The organism is Helicobacter mehlei, from assembly GCF_007280785.1.
Lineage (GTDB): Bacteria > Campylobacterota > Campylobacteria > Campylobacterales > Helicobacteraceae > Helicobacter > Helicobacter mehlei.
In genome coordinates, this window is the sequence record NZ_VKGC01000004.1 from 98982 (window position 1) to 118345 (window position 19364).

Consider the following 19364-nt stretch of genomic DNA (forward strand, 5'->3'; position numbering starts at 1 on the left):
AGTGTGATGTTAAGGGGCAATTTTTCATCTTTGGCATTAAGGGCTTCTGCTGGGAGCGGGAAAACTTTCCACCTCACTTTACGCTTTGTCGCCTCGCTACTCAGAGAAAAATTAATGTTTAAAAATAACGCTAGAGCTTCTGAAATTTTAACCCTGACTTTCACCAACAAAGCAGCGGCTGAGATGAGCGAACGCATTGGGAAGGCTTTGCACGAGTTGCTAATAGAAAGCCAAGCGTATTTGCAAAATCCAAGTGCCTTTGACCCTAATACAACGCACCCAAGCCCCCTCATTACTGAACTCAAAAACAAGTATGGCATCGCGCTAGAGGCAATCGCCCCGTATATGGAGTCCATTTACCAAAGTTTCCTGCAAGATCGCTTGCAAATCACCACCATTGATGCGTTTTTGCAAAAAATCTTGCGTAAATTTAGCTATTTTGTGGGGGTGAGTGCGCATTTTAAGGTCGGGCATTTAGATAACCAAGATAAACTCAATTCCTTTATCGCCACACTCAAACCCCATGAATTGCAAGACTTAGAGCAATTTTGTCTCCAAGCCCTAGATTTGAGCCAAAGCACGCAAGTGGCGCAAATTTTAGAGCCCCTCTTAGAACTCTACTACCAAGGCATTAAGAAACAGCATTTGAGAATTGCACCCCAACAACAGAGTTTAAAAACCTTGCAAGAACAGCTTAAGCAAAATTGGCAAGCCCTAAGACTAGAGGTTTTAAGCCGTGTGGAGGGCAAAATAGCTACAAATGCACTCAAGCCCGATTTAGAAGGTTTGCTAGACTCTTTAAACCCCCTCATAGAAGGCTCACAATACAAATTTTTTAAAAAATTCAAGTTGCAAGATTTAGACCCCAAGTTCCAAGCCTTGCTAGGGCAACTCAAAGAGTATTATATCCTCAAAGAAGCTACGATCTTCCAAAAACTAGGCGATCTATTGGATCGCTATGACAAACACACCCATAGCCCCCAACATCTTGACTTCGCTAGCATTGCCTTGAAAGCTTACCAACTCTTAGAAGAACGCGATTGGGAGAGTTTTGCTAACTTTTTTTACTTCCGCTTGGATACGCAAATCCGCCATATCCTGTTAGATGAATTCCAAGATACGAGCATCTTGCAATACCAAATACTAAGACCCATGATTGATGAAATCTTAGCGGGTAAGGGGCAAAAGGAAGGGCGGAGTGTATTTTTAGTCGGGGATTCCAAACAGAGCATTTATGGCTTTCGGGGGAGCTATAGCCTCTTATTTGATCGCCTTTGTGCCGATTCTAGGTTCCACCCGCAGAGCTTGCCCCATAACTTTAGAAGCGATAAAGTGATCATGGATTTTGTCAATGAGAGTTTTAAAAACTCCATTGGGGGGTATGAATACCAAGCATTGCCCCCAGAGAGCCCCGCACACAAACAAGGAGGGTATGTCAAGGTGATCCAAGCCCAAGCCGAAATGCTGGAAGCGGTTTCTCAAGAAGTGCTAATTCTCTTAAGGGCGGGCATAGAACCCAGCACAATCACCCTACTTTGCTTTAAAAATGACGATGTGCGCGCCTTAAAAGATCATTTGTTGGAAATGCGGGAAAATTGCGCAGAATTGCAGGGGATAGAAATTGTCAGCGATGCAGATATGGGCTTATTGGCGCAAAAAGAAGTTAAAATCATGCTCTATGCGCTCCAACACGCCCTAGCTACCCCCAAACACCAACCCTATTACCAAGCCTGTATCCTCAAGTTGTTGGGCTTAAACTTGGATACGCCCCTAACTTTACCCCCCTTTACAGAATTAAGCCCCTATCTTTTTACACTCATGCAAGAATTGGGGCTATATAGCCCCGGGGCTTGTTATTTGCTAGAACTCTCTTTAGAATACACCAACGCCCTAGACTTCTTGGATACTCTAGAGAAAGAAAAACCCGCTTTTGGCCAAAGCAATACGCAAGGGATTACGCTCATGACCATCCATAAGTCTAAGGGATTGGAATTTGAGCATGTAATTTTGGTAGATCGCTTAGGTGGGGCACGCCCAGATACCAACAAATTTTTCACCACCTATCAACACGGCACGATGCAGGTTTTTTACAAGCAAAAACATAGAAAGTTGGTGGATGGGGATTACAAGCAAGCCCTTGAGGAATACCAAAAAACCCAAGAACGCGAGGATACCAATGTCCTCTATGTGGCTTGCACGCGCGCCAAGCACAGCTTAATCATCATCCAAAAGCCCGACAAAAGTGCTTTTAAGTCCTTAAATCTTAATCCCTTGCAAAGAGGTAGTTTGACACGCCAAGATAAGTGCTTACAAGATGAGTTAAAATCTTGTGATTGCCAAAATACCCCCTCTTTGTTAGAGAGCCAGGAGTCCTTTGGGGAACAAAGCGATCATTTAAGACAAGAAACCCCCATAGAGGAAAACGCGCTGGGGATGCTCTTTGGGATCATCTTGCACAAAGCCCTAGAATTGCACTATGGTTATGGGGTTAATTTGGAGGAAGCGCAAGCCTATTTGACCCACCATTATGGCTTTGGGGGCATAGAGATCGCCAAGGTGCTTGCGCGCGTCCAACACTTGCAAAAAGCCCCCCAATTTTTGGAGTTGTTAAAGGGGCACATGGAAGTTGAGGTGGGCTTTAAAATCCAACGCGATATTTGGCGTATGGACATGCTTTTATTTGCAGGCAATCAGATCACGATCTTGGATTTTAAAAGTGGAGAGGGCAACCTTGAGGAAAACCGCGCGCAAGTGCAGGGTTATAGGGAGCGTGTTGGGCGCATTTACCCCCATGCCCATGTGCAAGCTGCCCTAATCTATGTCTTATCCAATCAAATAGAAGTGCGCCCGATTTAAATGATTTGAACAAGAAAGGATTGCCATGCCAGATTCGGTAGTCAAGAGGAATATATTTTTAGATTTTATTAAAAGCGAATCCTTTGGTGGGATTTTTTTATTTGTTAGTGCCGTGTGGGCGATGATCTATGCCAATTCTTTTTTATCCACCTATTATTTTGAGCTGTGGCACACCCAGGTAGGCTTCCAGTTTGGCAAAACCTTTATTGGGTTTTCCTTACACCAGTGGATTGATGATGTGCTGATGGCATTTTTCTTTTTGATGGTGGGCTTGGAGATCAAGCGGGAAGTTTTGTACGGGGAATTATGCGGGTTTCAAAAGGCTGCCTTCCCCGTGATTGCCGCCCTAGGGGGCATGCTAGCCCCCGGGATCATCTATTATAGCCTGAATGCGGGCACCAATAGCGCGCATGGTTTTGGGATTCCCATGGCAACTGATATTGCCTTTGCTTTGGGGGTGATTTTGATTTTAGGCAAGAGAGTCCCCACATCGCTAAAGGTTTTTTTAGTTACTCTGGCGGTAGCCGATGACTTGGGGGCAATAGTGGTGATCGCCATTTTTTATAGCACCAATTTACAAGTGGGCTGGTTGGTAGGCTCGGGGATTATCCTACTGGTGTTGGCATTACTCAATAAAATAGGGGTGCGTAGCCTGTGGCCCTATTTACTCTTAGGAGCAATTCTTTGGCTAACTACACATAGTAGCGGGGTGCATGCCACTATCGCTGCGGTCGCCCTAGCTTTTACGATTCCCATTAAGGTCCCCCAAGATAAAAAACTAGTATATGGATTTTCCCAACTCGTGGATAATTTTAAACAAACCTTTGATCCACACACCTACCACGCCAACAAGCCCTTAGAACAAAATCAACGCGACATTCTCTACGCCTTGCAAAGCACCACTAAGAGCCTACAAAGCCCCCTAGAAAAGCTAGAGCACTTCTTGCACCCTTACGGGGCTTACTTTATTATGCCCTTGTTTGCTTTGGCCAATGCTGGGGTGCATGTGGGTAAAGAAATGCACTTTGGGGTTGATGAAATCTTATGGGGTGTGGTGTTGGGCTTGGTGGTTGGTAAGCCTGTGGGGATTTTGGGGATCACATTTTTAGCTGAAAAACTCCACATTGCTAAACGCCCCGAGGGGGTGGGCTGGGGGCAAATTTTGGGTGCGGGTATGTTGGCTGGTATTGGTTTCACAATGTCTATGTTTATCTCTAATTTGGCTTTTAATAGCCAAGAAAGCATGGAGGTTTCTAAAATCGCTATTTTACTAGGCTCGATCATCTCCGGGGTCTTAGGCACGCTCTATCTCTTTGTATTGGGTATGTTTTCCAAGCCCAAGGTCTAAAGCCAAAAATTAAGAAAAATGGCTATAATGCTAGGTTTTAAAATAAAGGATTGCGATGAGTCAGACTAAGGAGCTCTTAACCTCTTTGTTGCCCTTATTGGTGCTTTTTTTGATTTTTTACTTTTTGATTATCCGCCCCCAAAGGGTGCAGGCTAAAAAGCATAAAGAGATGTTAGATAACTTGCAAAAGGGCGATAAAATCGTCAGCCAAGGGGGGTTGATCTGTGAAGTGATCAAGCCTGAAAACACCTTTTTTAAGGTCAAAATCAACGACAATACAGAGGTTAGGTTAGCCAAAAACCATGTGGCCTACAAATTAGAGGATTTGGAAAAAGAGTCGGGCGATTCTAAGGTATCTTTACAAAAAGAGAACTAGCCTTTGAGACGGGTTTTAAACACGCGTTTGTTAGCCTTTTTGATCGCCCTAGTGGTGGGGGTGGGGTTTTCTCTACCCAGTTTGTTGCAAACTAAGGGTCCCAAGATTACTTTGGGTTTGGATTTAAGGGGGGGGTTGAGCTTACTATTAGGTGTGCAATTAGAGGAAGCCTTGAAAAATAAATACAGCTCTATGGCAGCCTCTTTGGACTATGCCTTTAAAAAGGGTAACTTATTGGTGCAAAACTTGCGCTCTTCCTTGCAGGGTGTCGAATTTGACCTGCCTGATAAAGACGATGTTAAAGCCCTCAACCAAATCTTGGAGGGTTTGCGTAAAGATGGCGTGCAGGTTTCTATCGAGCAGGATCATTACACCTTAGGTCTAGATTTCCCCAAAATTCAAGAGTTCCACCAACAGACAATCGCCCAGGTGATCAGCACCATTAGAAACCGCTTGGATCAATTCGGGCTAGCTGAGCCCACGGTCTTACAACAAGGCAAGGATGCGATTTTGGTGCAATTACCCGGGATTAAAACGATCCAAGAGGAACAACGGGCTAAGGGGCTCATCACCAAATCCGCACATTTGCAGATGATGGCAGTTGATGAGGAAAAAGACCCGTATGTGCATGAATTGAGCGAGGAGGAGATTCAAAAATTAGGTGATGTGGTGTTGTCCTATGCGGATAACAGAGCGGGCAAGTTGCTCTTAAAGGCGGTACCAATCCTGGATGGGGAGATGCTCACCGATGCGCAAGTAGTCTATGACCAAAATAATCAACCCGTGGTGAGTTTCACGCTGAATGCCCAAGGGGCACATATTTTTGGGGATTTTTCTGGGGCTAATGTGGGTAAGCGCATGGCAGTCGTGCTGGATAATAAGGTCTATTCAGCCCCCTACATTCGCGAACGCATTGGCGGGGGGAGCGGGCAGATTAGCGGGAGTTTCAGCGTGGAGCAAGCCAGCGATTTGGCCATTGCACTTAGAAGCGGGGTTTTAAGCGCGCCCATCGTGGTGTTAGAAAAGCGCATTATTGGGCCCAGTCTGGGGGCTGATAGCATTAAAACCTCCATTGTGGCACTCATTGGGGGCTTTGTGATGGTCATGGCTTTTATGATTGTGTATTATGCGATGGCGGGCGTGATAGCCAGCGTGGCCTTGATTGTGAATTTGTTCTTGATTATCGCCGTGATGGCACTCTTTGGGGCAACCTTGACTTTGCCGGGTATGGCAGGCATTGTGCTCACCGTTGGGATGGCAGTGGATGCTAATATCATCATTAATGAGCGAATCCGCGAAGGGTTGCGGGCTAATGAAAGTGTCGCCCAAGCTCTGTATTCAGGTTATCTAAACGCCTCTAGGGCGATTTTTGACTCTAACCTCACCTCTTTGATCGCCTCTTTTTTGCTCTATGCCTATGGCACAGGACCCATTAAGGGCTTTGCGCTCACAACCGGGATTGGGATTTTAGCCTCGATCTTGACTGCCATTGTGGGCACGCAGGGCTTTTACCAAGCCATTTTGCCCAAGCTCTCCCGCAAGAAAAATCTGTATTTTTGGTTTGGAGTGCAAACTTCTCCCAAGCACTCCAAAAAGGCTTTGCATGGAACTTTTTAAGCGCGCGCGTATTTTAAATTTTATGGAGTATTCTAAGTGGGGTTTGGGGGTTTCTCTTGCTGTGCTGGTAATTTGCTTGGCTCTGATCTTTTTTAAAGGTTTTAATCTAGGGGTAGATTTTGCTGGGGGGAGCGTGGCACAGGTGCGCTTTAGCCAGCAAGCCCCTTTAGAATCTATCCGCAAGGCTTTTGTACAAGCGGGCTTTAGTGGCGTGCAGGTGAGCGAGTTTGGCTCTTCTAGCGAGGTGGTGATCAAAATCCCTTTATTAAGCACCAACCACGCTAAGGATTTAGGCGAACAGATTAGCCAAATTTTAACTCCCTTAGGCAAATTTGAGATTCGCAAGCTGGATAGCGTGGGCCCCAAAGTGGGCGACGAATTGCGGGAAAAAGGAATACTCTCCTTGGTCTTGGCGATCGTGGCAATGATGATCTATGTGAGTTTCCGCTATGAGTGGCGTTTTGCTTTGGCTGGGGTGTTGGCTTTAGTCCATGATACCTTGATTACCGCAACTAGCGTGATTGTTTTTAACATCGATCTGAATTTAGAGGTGATTGCCGCGCTTTTGACCCTCATTGGCTACTCCATCAATGACACCATCATCATTTTTGATCGCATTCGTGAGGGCATGTTGGCTAGGCGTTCTAGTGATCTCAATGCTGTGATCAATGAGGCCATTTCAAGCACGCTCACGCGCACGCTTTTTACCTCGCTGACCGTGTTTTTGGTGCTCTTAGTGCTCTATATTTTTGGCTCTAAAATCCTCGTGGGTTTTTCTTTGCCCATGCTGGTGGGCACGATTGTGGGCACTTATAGCTCGATCTTTCTAGCCCCTAGAATTGCGGTGTTACTGGGTTTTGATTTGGGACGCTACCATGACAATGAATTAAAAAAGATCAAGCGCAAACAAGAAAAGGAGCGTTTGCGCCGTCAATATGAACATGGGCGGCTTTAAAATCGTAATATAAGGATTGGCATGGATTGGGGTCGGGTAATCTTTACGATCTTTAGTTTGTTGAGCACCACTTCTTTGGCGGGTTTTTTATACGAGCCTAATGTTGTGATCTTATTTACAGCCATGGCCATTAACCTTATCACCACCACGCTTAAAATTGGTGTGCAAAAACAATTTGCCTCTGAACTGATGGGAGGCTCTTTGGTTGCGCTCTTGCACCTCTTGCCTGCTTTTGTATTCTTGCAGATTTTAAATAATAGCATCTTTCCCTATGTGCTGGTGATTGGCGCACTGATTAGCAATGTTTTTTGCTTGATCTTGCTTATCATTGATAGCACCAAAAATACAGATACGGAATACTAAATGAAACATTATGACCCCAAAGAAATTGAAAAAAAATGGCAAAAAGTGTGGGCGCAGACAAAAGCCTTTGAACCTAGTCGCAATTTTAGTCAGCCCAAGAAATACATTTTGAGCATGTTGCCCTATCCTAGTGGGGAGGTGCATATGGGGCATGTGCGCAATTACGCCATCGGGGACGCTCTAGCGCGCTATTACCGCCAAATGGGCTATAATGTCTTGCATCCGATGGGCTTTGATGCCTTTGGCATGCCTGCTGAAAATGCCGCCATCAAGCACAAAGTCCATCCCAAGAGCTGGACCTATGACAATATGCTAAAAATGCAGGAGGAGTTTTCAGCTTTAGGCTTTTCTTTTTCTAAAGAGAGGGAATTTGCCACCTGCGATCCACATTACACCAAAATTGAACAAGAATTTTTCTTGCAGATGTATCAAAAGGGGCTGATTTACCAAAAAAAGGCGTGGCTGAATTGGTGCCCTAATGATAAAACGGTCTTGGCTAACGAACAAGTGGTCGATGGGAAATGTTGGCGTTGTGATTGTGTGGTCGAGCAAAAAGAAATGCCCCAATACTACCTCAAAATTACCCAGTATGCCGAGGAACTCTTAGAGGGCTTGGAGGTATTAAAAGGGCATTGGCCCCCCCAAGTGTTGCGCATGCAAGAAAATTGGATTGGCAAGTCCATAGGCATGGCTTTTAGCTTTGAGCTCACCCCCCAGAGCGTGCAACTCAGTGGCGCAACAGGCATTGAGGTTTTCACCACCCGCATAGACACCATTTTTGGCGTAACCTTCATCGCTCTAGCCCCCACCCACCCCATTGTTAAAGCCCTCTTAGAACAAAAAGCCCTTGAGCCTGCCAGCCAACAAGAGATTTTAGACATCCAAAACACCAACATGCGCACCCGATCGCTGGAAAAACGGGGCGTAGGCTTGCCCCTAGAGGCAATCCACCCGCTCACAAAAGAGTTAATCCCGATCTATGTGGCTAACTTTGTATTAGAGGGCTATGGGAGCGGGGCGTTAATGGGCGTGCCCGGATGCGATCCTAGAGATTATGATTTTGCTAAACTCCTTAATATCCCCATCAAAGCCATTATTGCTAACCAAGAGGTCCCCTGCATAGAGGGTATCTTGCAAGATTGCCAAGAATATAGTGGTCTAAGCACCGCGCAAGCCAAAGAAAAATTAAGTGTTTTGTTTGAAGAACGCAAATTGGGGCATTTGGTGATCAATTACCGCTTACAAGATTGGGGCATTTCACGCCAACGCTACTGGGGTGCACTCATCCCGATGGTGCATTGCCCTAGTTGTGGGCTGGTGTGTGAAAAAGCCCAAAATCTCCCCATTTTGCTCCCTGAGGATGTGCGCATTGATGGGGAGGGTAACCCTTTAGAAAAACACCCGACCTTTAAAGATTGTTTGTGCCCCGAGTGTGGGCAGGAAGCTGTGCGGGAATGTGATACAATGGATACCTTTTTCCAATCCAGTTGGTATTTTTTGCGCTACACCACGCCCAAAGAACTTTGGGATAAACAAGCCTTTGATACCCCAGAACTGGCCTATTGGATGGCGGTTGATGAATACATCGGCGGGATCGAGCATGCGATTTTGCACCTGCTCTATGCGCGCTTTTTTACTAAAGCCTTGAGAGATTTGGGCTATCTTCAGATTAATGAGCCCTTCAGTGCGCTAACCACGCAGGGCATGGTGCTTAAAAGTGGGGCGAAAATGAGCAAATCTAAGGGCAATATTGTGACCCCCAGGGAGATTTTAGAAAAATACGGCGCAGACATTGCACGATTATATATCCACTTTGTCGCCCCGCCCAATAAAGAACTAGAGTGGAATGACAAAGCTCTAGAGGGGGCAGCGCGTTTTATCAAACGCTTTTATGAAAAATCTTTTCTAGCTAAGCCTAGCCAAGAATGCCCCACCCCACAAAATTTAAACGATGCGGAAAAACAAGCCCGCCAAAAAATCCATGTGGCTTTGCAAAAATGCCATGCCATCTTTGAAAAGGATCAGCCCCATTACCCCTTTAATACCTTGATTGCCACTTGCATGGAAGCCCTCAACGCCCTAGAAAAAACCACCAACACGGAACTATGGACAGAGGGCTACTATATTCTAACCCACATCTTAGAACCCATCATCCCCCACGTGTGTTCTGAGATTGCAAAACGCCTTTTTGAACGGCGCAATTTTAAGCCTTTGAGTGTCGATTCAAGCGCATTAGAACAAGAACAAATCAGCATGGCCGTGAGCGTGGATGGCAAAAGGCGCGCAGAGATTGTGGTGGCTAAGGACTTGGATAACGCCACCCTTTTACAAGAGGCTAGAGCTAGCGTGCAAAAATGGTTGGAGTCCAAAGAAATTGTCAAAGAAATTGTCGTGCCCCAAAAGTTAGTGAATTTTGTGGTGAAGTGATCTTTGCGGGTCTTGCTTGTTTTGTGGCTCTTGGGTTTGGGTGGCTGTGGTTATAAACCCATTGCGAACTTTGCGGATAAAGTCTTGGGTAAGGGGGTTTATGTGCGCTTGGTGGTGAATATGCCCAACCCCAAAAACTCGGTGGAATTTAAAGACATGATCAATCGTGTCGTGGTCCAACGCTTCCAAAACACTCTCACCAGCGAAAAACAAGCCGATTCGATCATCACCATTGAGATGAATAAGGTGCTAGACACTTCCATTAGCCAAAACCAAGAGGGTTTCACCACCTTTTACCGCGTAACCGTCTATGTTACCTACACTTATGATAACAAAATGGGCACGACCAAGAGTTTTGAGTTCAGCGGGTATTACAACTATGCCGTCTCCTTGCAAAACCCGTTGATCACCTATAATAACCGCTTGTATGCGATCTCCCAAGCCTTAGATCAAACCATGACGCAATTTGTTTCCCAAATCGCCTATGAGGGCAAGGTCAAATGACTCTACAGGCTTTTTTAAACACCCGTGCGCATGAACTAGCCCACTTTGACCCAACGCGTTTTAAGCGTATTTATGCGCAATTTAGGGCGCACTTTGAGGATTGCGTACCCAAAATCCAAATCATCGGCACAAATGGCAAAGGCAGCACGGGGCGGTTTTTAACTTTGGGCCTAGAACATGCAGGTTTTAAGGTCTTGCATTTTAGCTCGCCCCATTTGTGTGATTTTGCCGAGCGTTTTTACAAACAAGGGGCGGTGATTACAGCCCATGAGCTAGAAGATGCCCACCAGTTTTTGCAAAGTTTGTCCCTAGAGCCCCAAATTAGCTATTTTGAATACGCCACGCTTTTAGCGGTTGTCTTGGCTAGAGATTGTGATTATTTGGTGCTAGAGGCAGGCCTAGGTGGGGAGTTTGATAGCACCACGCGTTTAGATAAGCGTTGTGCTATTGTCTTCACACCCATTAGTTTTGATCACACCGACAGACTGGGCACTACTCTTCAAGCCATTGCCACCACCAAGTTAAAAGCGATGCAAAGCCTAGAGCCCCACACCCCGATCATTTGTGCCCCCCAAGAGGATTTAGTGCTCCAACTAGCTAAGGAAATGGCAAGCCAAGCCCATTTGCCCCTAACCCTAGCCCCCCCACCCTCCAAGCTAGTTTGTGATTATGCCTATAAACATCACTACCCGCCCTTTTTAGCCCAAAATCTCCAAAGTGCCCTGAGTACCCTAGAAGTTTTGGGGATTGCTTATAACCTTGATTCTTTTCCTCCTTTGAATTTAGGGGGGCGTTTTGAACGCATAGCACCTAATTTAATTGCCGATAGTGCCCACAATGTCAGTGGTGCACAGGTCTTAGCCCAAGCTCTCAAAGGAGCCAAAGCCAACTTGGTATATAATAGCTATGCTAGAAAAGATGTGCGGGGCGTGCTTGCTTGTTTAAAACCCTTGATAAGCCATGTGTTTATTTTTCAGATCGATGATCCCCAAATCATCCCCCAAGAGGACTTAGAACGCATTTTACAAGACTTAAAAGTAACTTTTAGTATCTTTAGCTGGGAGCATTTTAAACCCAAACCCAATACGCTTTGGTTGGTAACGGGTTCTTTTAGTGTGGTGGGAGGATTTATACAATCTTATAGGCACATGCATGCATGACAAATTAGTTTTAACCATCATTGATGAGAATGGCTCTAAACAGCTCAGACTCTCCAAAAAAATCAAACGGCATTTATTCTTGAGCGCGCTGTTTGTTGTGGCGGGCATGGTGGCTGGGGGCTGGTTTTTAAGCTATTTGGTGCAAAAAATCGGGCATTTGAATTTGGAAAAGCACATCGTGGAATCGGATTACCAAAGCCTCTACCATAAAAATAACAGCCTCAAAAAAGAGATTGCCCAAAAAACCCAAGAAATCGCCATCATCACCCACCGGATTAGGGAATTAAAGAAAATCTTAGAGGTCAAAAAGAGCGATGGGGCAGATGCTTATAGCGGGGTGGATTTAAACAAACTCTCTTTAGCCAACAAAACCCTAGCCCTAGCCCTAATCCCCAATGGCGAGCCTTTAAAATCCTACACTTCTAAAGCCCCTACGGCTAAAAAGAAAAATGGGAACTATGAAGGCTATGATTTTAGCGCGCCCCTTGATACCCCCGTTTATGCCACCGCCAGCGGGATTGTGGATGTGATCTTTTTAAACAGACACCAAGGTTATGGGAATGTAGTGCGTTTGGATCACGCCTTTGGGTTTAGCTCCATTTATGCGCATTTGAGTCAAATTGTGGTTAAAAGGCACGCCTTTGTGCAAAAGGGCGAACTCTTGGGTTATAGCGGGAATAGCGGGGGTTTGAAGCGCGCACAATTACACTATGAAATCCGCTTTTTGGGGCAGATTGTGGATATGCCCCGGTATTTGAATTGGGATTTGGTGCACTTTGAATCTATTTTCAAGGAAGATTCGCAAGTGAATTGGAAGAATCTCTTTTATAGTATCAGCGACATGGCGCAAATACAGGGCTACCAAAATGCCGATCAGCTCACGCAAAAATCTAAGGGGAGCGTTTTGAATGTGGCTCAATAGACGGCTGATTTTGATGATCACCCACCCCGATGGGAGTAAATTTATCAATGTCCCCATTATCTATAAACAACTGGCTTACTATTTTTTATTATTCATTTTGGGCGTATTGATCTTTTTGGGTAGCGCGCTCTATACCTTCAACCACGAAATCAAAGCCACCAAAGATCAGACCAAAACCCTCAAAGCTGAATACCAAAAGAGCACCCAAACCAATTCACGCTTACACCAAAAAGTGCAGGGCTATATCGAAGAGATGATGTTGGCGGGCGATCGCATTAATGATTTAGAAGATTTGGTGGGTATTGAGAGTGTGGAGGATCAGCAGGACGATGCCCCTTTGAGCGCGCGTTTGGATGTCGCCAGCATCACCGGTGCACAAAAAACCTTCATCATGCGTTTTATCCCCAATGACTCCCCGCTGGTTTCATATGTACGTGTCTCCGACGGGTTTTATAAACGCTTCCACCCGATTTTGCACACCATGCACCAGCATACCGGTGTGGATTTGAGCACGCCCGTTGGGACACCCGTTTATGCCACTGCTAATGGGGTGGTGGGGTTAGCCAATAACGGGTGGAATGGCGGGTATGGGCGGCTTGTTAAACTCTTCCACCCCTTTGGTTTCAAGACTTATTATGCCCACTTGAGTAAAATTGTGGTCGAGAATGGGGAATTTGTGAAAAAAGGGCAACTCATCGGTTATAGTGGGAGTAGTGGCATGAGCACCGGACCCCACTTGCATTATGAGGTGCGTTTCATGGACAAGCCTATTAATCCCATGTTTTTTATCAAATGGAACATGAAGAATTTTGACTTCATTTTTACGCAAGAAAGGAATATCGCATGGCCATCTTTACTAACGATTATAAACAACCTGCTAATGGATCGGTTACCATCGTCGCCCAAGGTACCAAAGTAAAAGGAGAGGTCGATATTGATTGCCACTTGCATGTCGATGGCATGCTGGAGGGCACGATTCACTCCTCTAGCACAGTGGTGATTGGCAAAAATGGCGTGGTGGTGGGCGACTTGGTGGCAGCGCGTTTGGTGGTGAGCGGGAAGTTTATGGGCAATGCCCAAGCCGATTTGATTGAAATCATGCCCTTTGGATATGTGGATGGCAAGATTGTAAGCGCGGAGCTGGTGATTGAGCGCAAGGGTATTTTATCGGGGGAAAGCCGCCCCAAGGGTGAGATGTCCTCTAATTTATTGCAAGATAAAAGTCCAGAAACCCCCATTTTAGCCCCCAAAGATAAAGCCAATGATCCAAGCTAGTTTTTATGCCGCCCTCCAACATGCCTTTTCTAGCCAAATTTTAATCGTGCAAGATAGCCTAGAGGCTAGGGAGGCGTTGCAGGTATGGCACTTTTTTAGGGATCATTCTTTAGCCTTTACCTTGCCTGATTTGCGCGCCCGCTATTTGGATGACATGCGCGCTTTTAGCACGGAGATTCAAGAACTTTTAACCCAGTTGCGCTTGTTTTATCAAGCTAAAGAGCGCGGGCAAGATTGCTTATTGGTTGCTCCTTTAAGCGCGTTATTGCACCCCTTGCCCCAATCTTGCTTGCTCCAAAGCTTTCACCTAGAGTGTTTAGAGAGCTATGATCTGAGCGTCCTCAAAGAGGATTTGATCCATTATGGTTACGAATTTGTAGAAGTGGTGGAATTGCCCGGGGAAGCTAGCTTTAGAGGCGACATTGTGGATATTTTTATCCCCGGACAAGAGTTACCCTATCGTTTGGGCTTTTTAGGCGATGCTTGCGAGGATATTAAACGCTTTGATCCACGCACCCAACTTAGCCAGCCTGAACTCATCGAGAGCATAGAAATCACCCCCGCTCTTTTTAGCCTCACCAAGCAACAGATGGTGCAAATGCAAGCACGCCTAGAGGCATTAAAAAGCGATGCCTTGATCCCAGATATCGCCTCTTTGGGCTTTTGGGTGCTAGGCGATTTAGGGGTGGATTTTTTAAGTACATATAGTGCCACCCTCACACCCAAAGCTCTAGAGGAGGCGCGCGAACTCTCCAGCTTGGAGTCTTTAAAGAGTTTGGAGCGTGCTTTAAATTTGCCTGTGTTGGCTACGCCCCCTAAATGCCAAGATATCCAAGTGGATTTAGACAAACTCCATGGTTTTTTAGAACTCAACCAGCACCGCAAAATCACCTTGCTAGCCAAAGACAAAAGCCTTGTCCCCCCCTTGCCTAAAATGGCACTTGATGTGGTTATTTCAGATTGTGTCTTGCATTTTGCCACCCCCACACAGATTTTTTTATCCTTGCATGGCTATATTAAGCAACGGGTGCGTGGGCGTTCCAAATTGATCCTAGATGAACTTAGCTTGGGCGATTATGTCGTGCATGAAGATTATGGTGTGGGCAAATTTCAAGGCTTGGTGCAAAATAGCGTGCTAGGGAGCGTACGCGACTTTTTAGCCCTAGAGTATGGCAACCACGATCGCCTCTTGCTCCCAGTGGAAAATTTGCACCTCTTGGATCGCTACATCGCCCCGGGTAGCCCAACTTTAGATCGTCTAGGCAAGGGCAGTTTTGCCAAACTCAAAGCCAAACTCAAAGCCAAATTACTAGACATGGCAACAGATATTATTAATCTAGCAGCCACGCGTAATTTAATCGCTGGGCAGGTTATCGCGCCCCCCACGCGTGCTCTAGAGCGTTTCAAACGCGCTAGTGGGTTTGCCCTCACTGCTGATCAAGAGCGTAGCATCACCGAGATTTTACAAGATCTGGCTAGTGGGAAAGTGATGGATCGGCTTTTAAGTGGAGATGTGGGCTTTGGCAAGACAGAGGTTGCTATGCACGCCATCTATGCGCTTTTTTTAGCCGATAAGCAAAGTGCATTTTTTGTGCCCACCACGCTTTTAGCCAACCAACATTTTAATAGCCTCAAAACCCGCTTAGAACCCTTTGGCATGCGGGTAGCCAGGCTTGATCGTTCTAGCAAGCCCACGGAAAAAAAACACATCCTAGAGGGCTTAAAGCAGGGTAGTTTAGATGTGGTGGTTGGCACGCATGCCCTCTTGGGGGCAGAGTTTGCTAACTTGGGGCTGGTGGTGGTGGATGAAGAACATAAATTTGGAGTCAAGCAAAAAGAGACCATCAAGCTTTTAGCCCAAAGCGTGCATTGTTTGAGCATGTCTGCAACTCCCATCCCAAGAACCCTTAGCATGGCACTCTCCCACATCAAGGGCATGAGTTTTTTAGCCACTCCGCCTAGCTATAAAGTCCCTAGCCGCACGTTTGTGAAAGAAAAAACCCCCAGTTTGCTCAAAGAGATCATTTTAAGGGAACGCAGACGGGGCGGGCAGGTCTTTTATATCCACAACCATATTGAGAGCATGCCCCAAGCTAAAAAAACTCTTGTTGATCTCTTACCCCATTTGCAGATTGAAACCCTGCATGCCAAAACCCCCTTACAACAGAGTCAGGATATTATGCAAGCCTTTGAGCAAGGGCAATTAGATATTTTAGTCTGCACTTCGATCGTGGAATCGGGATTGCATCTCCCCAATGCCAATACGATCATCATTGATCGTGCCGATCGCTTTGGTTTAGCCGATTTGCACCAGCTTAGGGGGCGTATAGGCAGAAGCCACAAAGAGGGCTTTTGTTATTGCTTGGTGGAAAACAAAAAGGATTTAAGCCTAGATGCCCTCAAACGCTTAGTTGCGCTTGAAAAAAATAGCGATTTGGGGGCGGGCGCGAGTCTAGCTTTGCATGATTTAGAAATTCGGGGGAGTGGGAATTTTTTAGGCCAAGATCAGAGCGGGCATATCCAAAATATCGGGTATGGTCTGTATAGCAAAATGCTAGAACAGGCCATCAGGGAAAAGAGCGGAGAGAGAGTGGAGTTAAAAAGTGTGGATTTGAAATTAGCGGTGAGTGGGTATTTGAGCGCAGATTTGATTGAAAATGATAGTTTGCGTTTGGAACTTTACCGCCGGCTGTCCTTGTGTAGCGACTTATCCAGTGTGCGCGCCATCCAAGAGGAGATCGTGGATCGCTTTGGTCCGCTTGATCCTATGAGTGCGCAATTTTTGCAGATCATCCGTGTTAAAATTTTGGCTAACTTGTTGGGTATCCACAAAATCTCCCAATACGCCCAACGCACAACCATTTTTAAGGGCAACCAACAATACACAATTCTAGCTCCTAGCAAAGACGACTCGGAAGTGTTGCAAAGCTTATTGGAAAATTTGCAAGAACGCTTAAAAAGCCCCGCTTAAACCCCCTCCTAGAATCTCTAGGTCAGCCTAGAAAGTGAAGACATAATTGACATACCACACATAACGGCGCATGTCTTTGATTTCAGGTGTGAGCTTTTGGGGAATCATGGGGAACTTGATCCCTGCTTGGAGAGCAGAGTGTGTACCCATGCGGATACGGCCACCCACATTGAAGAGGAATTGGAACGCAGTGTGCGAGAAGGTGTTAAAATTCCAACTGTTGCCCGCTAACTGGATACCGCCTACTAGACCAAAGGCAAAGGGATTAGTGGCGACTAGATTCACGATCGCATCGGCTGCGCCACCATAGGTATAGACATTCCACTTGTCGCGATCATTGGATCCCATGATATGGCTATTGTTCCAATCAAAGAACCCATAAACCTGCCCGCCAAACCATTTATTAGCAAAGCCCACGCCCCCTAGTTGGATATCCATACCATAGACGGGGGTACCCTTGGTCAAAGCAGTGTGGTAAGCACCACCCCCGATCTTACCTTGTTGGTAACCAAGCCCCATAAAAAAGCCATTTTTTTCATCTGCTTGTGCAAACGAAGCTAAACCAAGTGCCATCAAACTAGAGAGAGCCAAGCCCCCCACTTTTTTACTCAAAACCATGAAAACTCCTTCTTTTAAATTAGGACACAGCAAGGTAAGCCAATAGTGTTCCAACTTATCCACACTGCGCCCTCTTATATCGGCAAAACTAACACAGAAAAGTAAATCAGCAAGGAGAAAACGCTCAAACTAAGGGGATAAAGGGAAACCTAAAAATGGCTCCAGATGTAGGATTCGAACCTACGACCAAGCGGTTAACAGCCGCCTACTCTACCGCTGAGCTAATCTGGATCAACAAAACCCGATTATATAATGATTTCAATAAACTTGTCAAGGTTTTAGGATAATATTCTTCTTTTTTGGCAAAGATGCCAAATTTTAGCGGTCATGGAGCTGGTAGGGATTTGATCAAGCTGGCTTAAAGGCATCTTTTTAAGATTGGTGGGCACCAAATCGTGCAAGTTGGCTTGGTAAAGTTTGATTTGTAGGCGGTATTTGGTGTAGCTATGCTTGATGGTCCCTATAAAGGGCAGACTCACAAGCTCCTGTTCTTTTAAGAGTGGGAATTGGTAAAGCCCAGCATACAAGCCCTTTTGGGGCAAGGACAAATACAACCCACCTTGATCCACACACACGCCATAATGTTGGGTGAGCGCGATACTGGGGGTTTTTTTCAGCAGGCTAAAGCGTTCTGTGTCGTTTTGACCTTGACAAGCAAAGCGTAGGGGGCAAAGATGGCACTGGGGATTTTTGGGCGTGCAGATGAGCGCGCCTAAGTCAATGAGGGCTTGGTTGTGATCAAAGGGGTTAGCCACATTCACAAAGGCATTGGCTTGGTTTTGCAAGTCTGTTTTTAAAGTTTTGCTAGAAATATCCATCCCAAATAGCCGCAAGAGCACACGGGATACATTGGCATCCACCACACCCACCGCCTCTTTAAAGCCAAAGCACAAGATCGCACCCGCACTATAAGCCCCAATGCCGGGCAGTGCTAGTAGGGCTTGGTAACTTCTTGGCAAATACCCGCCATGTTGGGCCATGCAAATTTGAGCGGCTTTGTGTAAATTCTTAGCCCGAGCGTAGTAACCAAGCCCTTTCCATAAAATCAAAACTTGTTCTAAAGGGGCTTGGGCTAAGTCTTTGAGCGTGGGGAAGGCTTGTAAAAAGGGATAGTAAAACTTGTCTAACACCACATTAATTTGGGTTTGGGCAGACATGATCTCAGAAATATAAATCTCATAGGGCGCATTTTCCCCACTCAAATGGCGGATGGGCATGTCTATGCGTCCATGCAAGGGATACCATTTTAAAAGCGCATCTTGGAGATGGCTAAGCATTAGCCCACCCTCATTTTAGCATACGACCAAAAATAGAGTTCAAAGCGAAAATGGGCTATTTTGTTACACAGCCACACAAGAGGGGAGACCTTTTGGGTTGAAGGCGGTCTATCAATACTAGATTGCATGGCTTGCTCATTTTCACCAATAATAAAGGGCTCAAATACCAAGTTTCTAACCCCATGTAAGCAGTGGTTATCCATCACCCAATCCACGGGCATGACCCACTTTTGACTCGCTTGGATAAACTTGTGCGCTACTTTGGGTGTGAGGCAATAGCCCATCGTCCCAATGCCTAGCGTGAATTGGACGACTTCAAATATATGGGGAAATTTTGTAGGCCTCTTGCAAATTTTGTGGTGTGTGTTATGCGACAAGCGTATATAACCTATTTTAGCTATATGTTCTTGCAAAAAGTCCAGACTCTCAAAAAAGTAAGGTTCTAGATAAATATCATCTTCTAAGATCACGATGGGCTCATCTAGCTGGATACATTTTTGCCATAAAGAGTAATGACTCGCATATGCCCCCAACTCGCCCGCACTCAAAACACGCGCCTCATATTTTAAAGCATAAAAACATGCGCTCCGCCGCCCCCCCCCCCGCCCCACCCCCCCCCGCCGCCCGGGCACGCGGGGCCGGGGGGGGAGGCCTAGCGGGAGGGCGGGGGGGGGGGGGGGGGTGGAGATAGGGGG

Annotated in this window: 16 protein-coding genes and 1 tRNA gene; 13 read left to right on the forward strand and 4 right to left on the reverse strand. The window is 46.0% G+C overall.

From position 1 onward, the window contains the following. The first annotated feature begins 6 nt into the window (after positions 1-6). The 13 genes from FNE76_RS02835 to mfd are packed head-to-tail and all read left to right on the forward strand — an operon-like array spanning position 7 to position 16774. Positions 7-2856, forward strand: a complete 2850-nt coding sequence (locus FNE76_RS02835; RefSeq protein ID WP_120955508.1) for a RecB-like helicase — start codon at positions 7-9, stop codon at positions 2854-2856. A gap of 25 nt (positions 2857-2881) precedes the next feature. After that, complete coding sequence (gene nhaA, locus FNE76_RS02840) at positions 2882-4204, forward strand: sodium/proton antiporter NhaA (RefSeq protein ID WP_120955506.1); 1323 nt, start codon at positions 2882-2884, stop codon at positions 4202-4204. Between the two features lie 55 nt (positions 4205-4259). Next, a complete protein-coding gene (gene yajC / locus FNE76_RS02845) occupies positions 4260-4580 on the forward strand; it encodes a preprotein translocase subunit YajC (protein WP_120947864.1) in 321 nt (106 codons plus the stop codon). A 3-nt stretch (positions 4581-4583) separates the two neighbouring features. Beyond that, positions 4584-6197, forward strand: a complete 1614-nt coding sequence (secD, locus tag FNE76_RS02850) for a protein translocase subunit SecD (RefSeq protein WP_162983235.1) — start codon at positions 4584-4586, stop codon at positions 6195-6197. Continuing rightward, entirely contained in the window at positions 6184-7152 is a 969-nt protein-coding gene (gene secF / locus FNE76_RS02855) for a protein translocase subunit SecF (RefSeq protein WP_120947863.1), read from the forward strand. Before secD ends, secF begins: the two co-directional genes overlap by 14 nt. Before the next feature lie 21 nt (positions 7153-7173). Beyond that, positions 7174-7515, forward strand: a complete 342-nt coding sequence (locus tag FNE76_RS02860; RefSeq protein ID WP_120947862.1) for a DUF6394 family protein — start codon at positions 7174-7176, stop codon at positions 7513-7515. Then, positions 7516-9942 carry a leucine--tRNA ligase gene (gene leuS / locus FNE76_RS02865; protein WP_143928365.1) on the forward strand — a complete coding sequence of 809 codons (2427 nt, stop codon included), beginning with the start codon at positions 7516-7518 and terminating at the stop codon, positions 9940-9942. 3 nt (positions 9943-9945) lie between these two features. Continuing rightward, on the forward strand, positions 9946-10446 hold the full coding sequence (lptE, locus tag FNE76_RS02870) for an LPS assembly lipoprotein LptE (RefSeq protein WP_120947860.1): 501 nt from the start codon (positions 9946-9948) through the stop codon (positions 10444-10446). Beyond that, positions 10443-11606 (forward strand): Mur ligase family protein, encoded by a 1164-nt coding sequence (locus tag FNE76_RS02875; RefSeq protein WP_120947859.1) that lies wholly within the window; start codon positions 10443-10445, stop codon positions 11604-11606. Before lptE ends, FNE76_RS02875 begins: the two co-directional genes overlap by 4 nt. After that, positions 11599-12528 (forward strand): M23 family metallopeptidase, encoded by a 930-nt coding sequence (locus FNE76_RS02880; RefSeq protein WP_120947858.1) that lies wholly within the window; start codon positions 11599-11601, stop codon positions 12526-12528. Before FNE76_RS02875 ends, FNE76_RS02880 begins: the two co-directional genes overlap by 8 nt. Beyond that, positions 12515-13447 carry a M23 family metallopeptidase gene (locus FNE76_RS02885; RefSeq protein WP_120947857.1) on the forward strand — a complete coding sequence of 311 codons (933 nt, stop codon included), beginning with the start codon at positions 12515-12517 and terminating at the stop codon, positions 13445-13447. The genes FNE76_RS02880 and FNE76_RS02885 overlap by 14 nt, the downstream gene beginning before the upstream one ends. Further along, positions 13372-13803, forward strand: coding sequence for a bactofilin family protein (locus FNE76_RS02890; RefSeq protein WP_120947856.1), 432 nt, complete (start codon positions 13372-13374; stop codon positions 13801-13803). The genes FNE76_RS02885 and FNE76_RS02890 overlap by 76 nt, the downstream gene beginning before the upstream one ends. After that, positions 13790-16774, forward strand: coding sequence for a transcription-repair coupling factor (gene mfd / locus FNE76_RS02895; protein ID WP_185962976.1), 2985 nt, complete (start codon positions 13790-13792; stop codon positions 16772-16774). Before FNE76_RS02890 ends, mfd begins: the two co-directional genes overlap by 14 nt. Before the next feature lie 27 nt (positions 16775-16801). Here the strand turns inward: mfd and FNE76_RS02900 are convergent, their stop codons facing one another. The 4 genes from FNE76_RS02900 to FNE76_RS02915 form a co-directional block, all read right to left on the reverse strand. Then, positions 16802-17392: an outer membrane beta-barrel protein gene (locus tag FNE76_RS02900; protein WP_120947855.1), complete on the reverse strand. Its 591-nt coding sequence runs from the start codon at positions 17390-17392 to the stop codon at positions 16802-16804. A 156-nt stretch (positions 17393-17548) separates the two neighbouring features. Then, positions 17549-17623, reverse strand: a tRNA-Asn gene (locus tag FNE76_RS02905). A gap of 47 nt (positions 17624-17670) precedes the next feature. After that, complete coding sequence (locus tag FNE76_RS02910) at positions 17671-18669, reverse strand: A/G-specific adenine glycosylase (protein WP_185962977.1); 999 nt, start codon at positions 18667-18669, stop codon at positions 17671-17673. Continuing rightward, positions 18669-19364 (reverse strand): glycosyltransferase family 25 protein (locus FNE76_RS02915; RefSeq protein ID WP_143928366.1); only part of this gene is annotated, 696 nt, incomplete at its 5' end. The genes FNE76_RS02915 and FNE76_RS02910, both read right to left, overlap by 1 nt.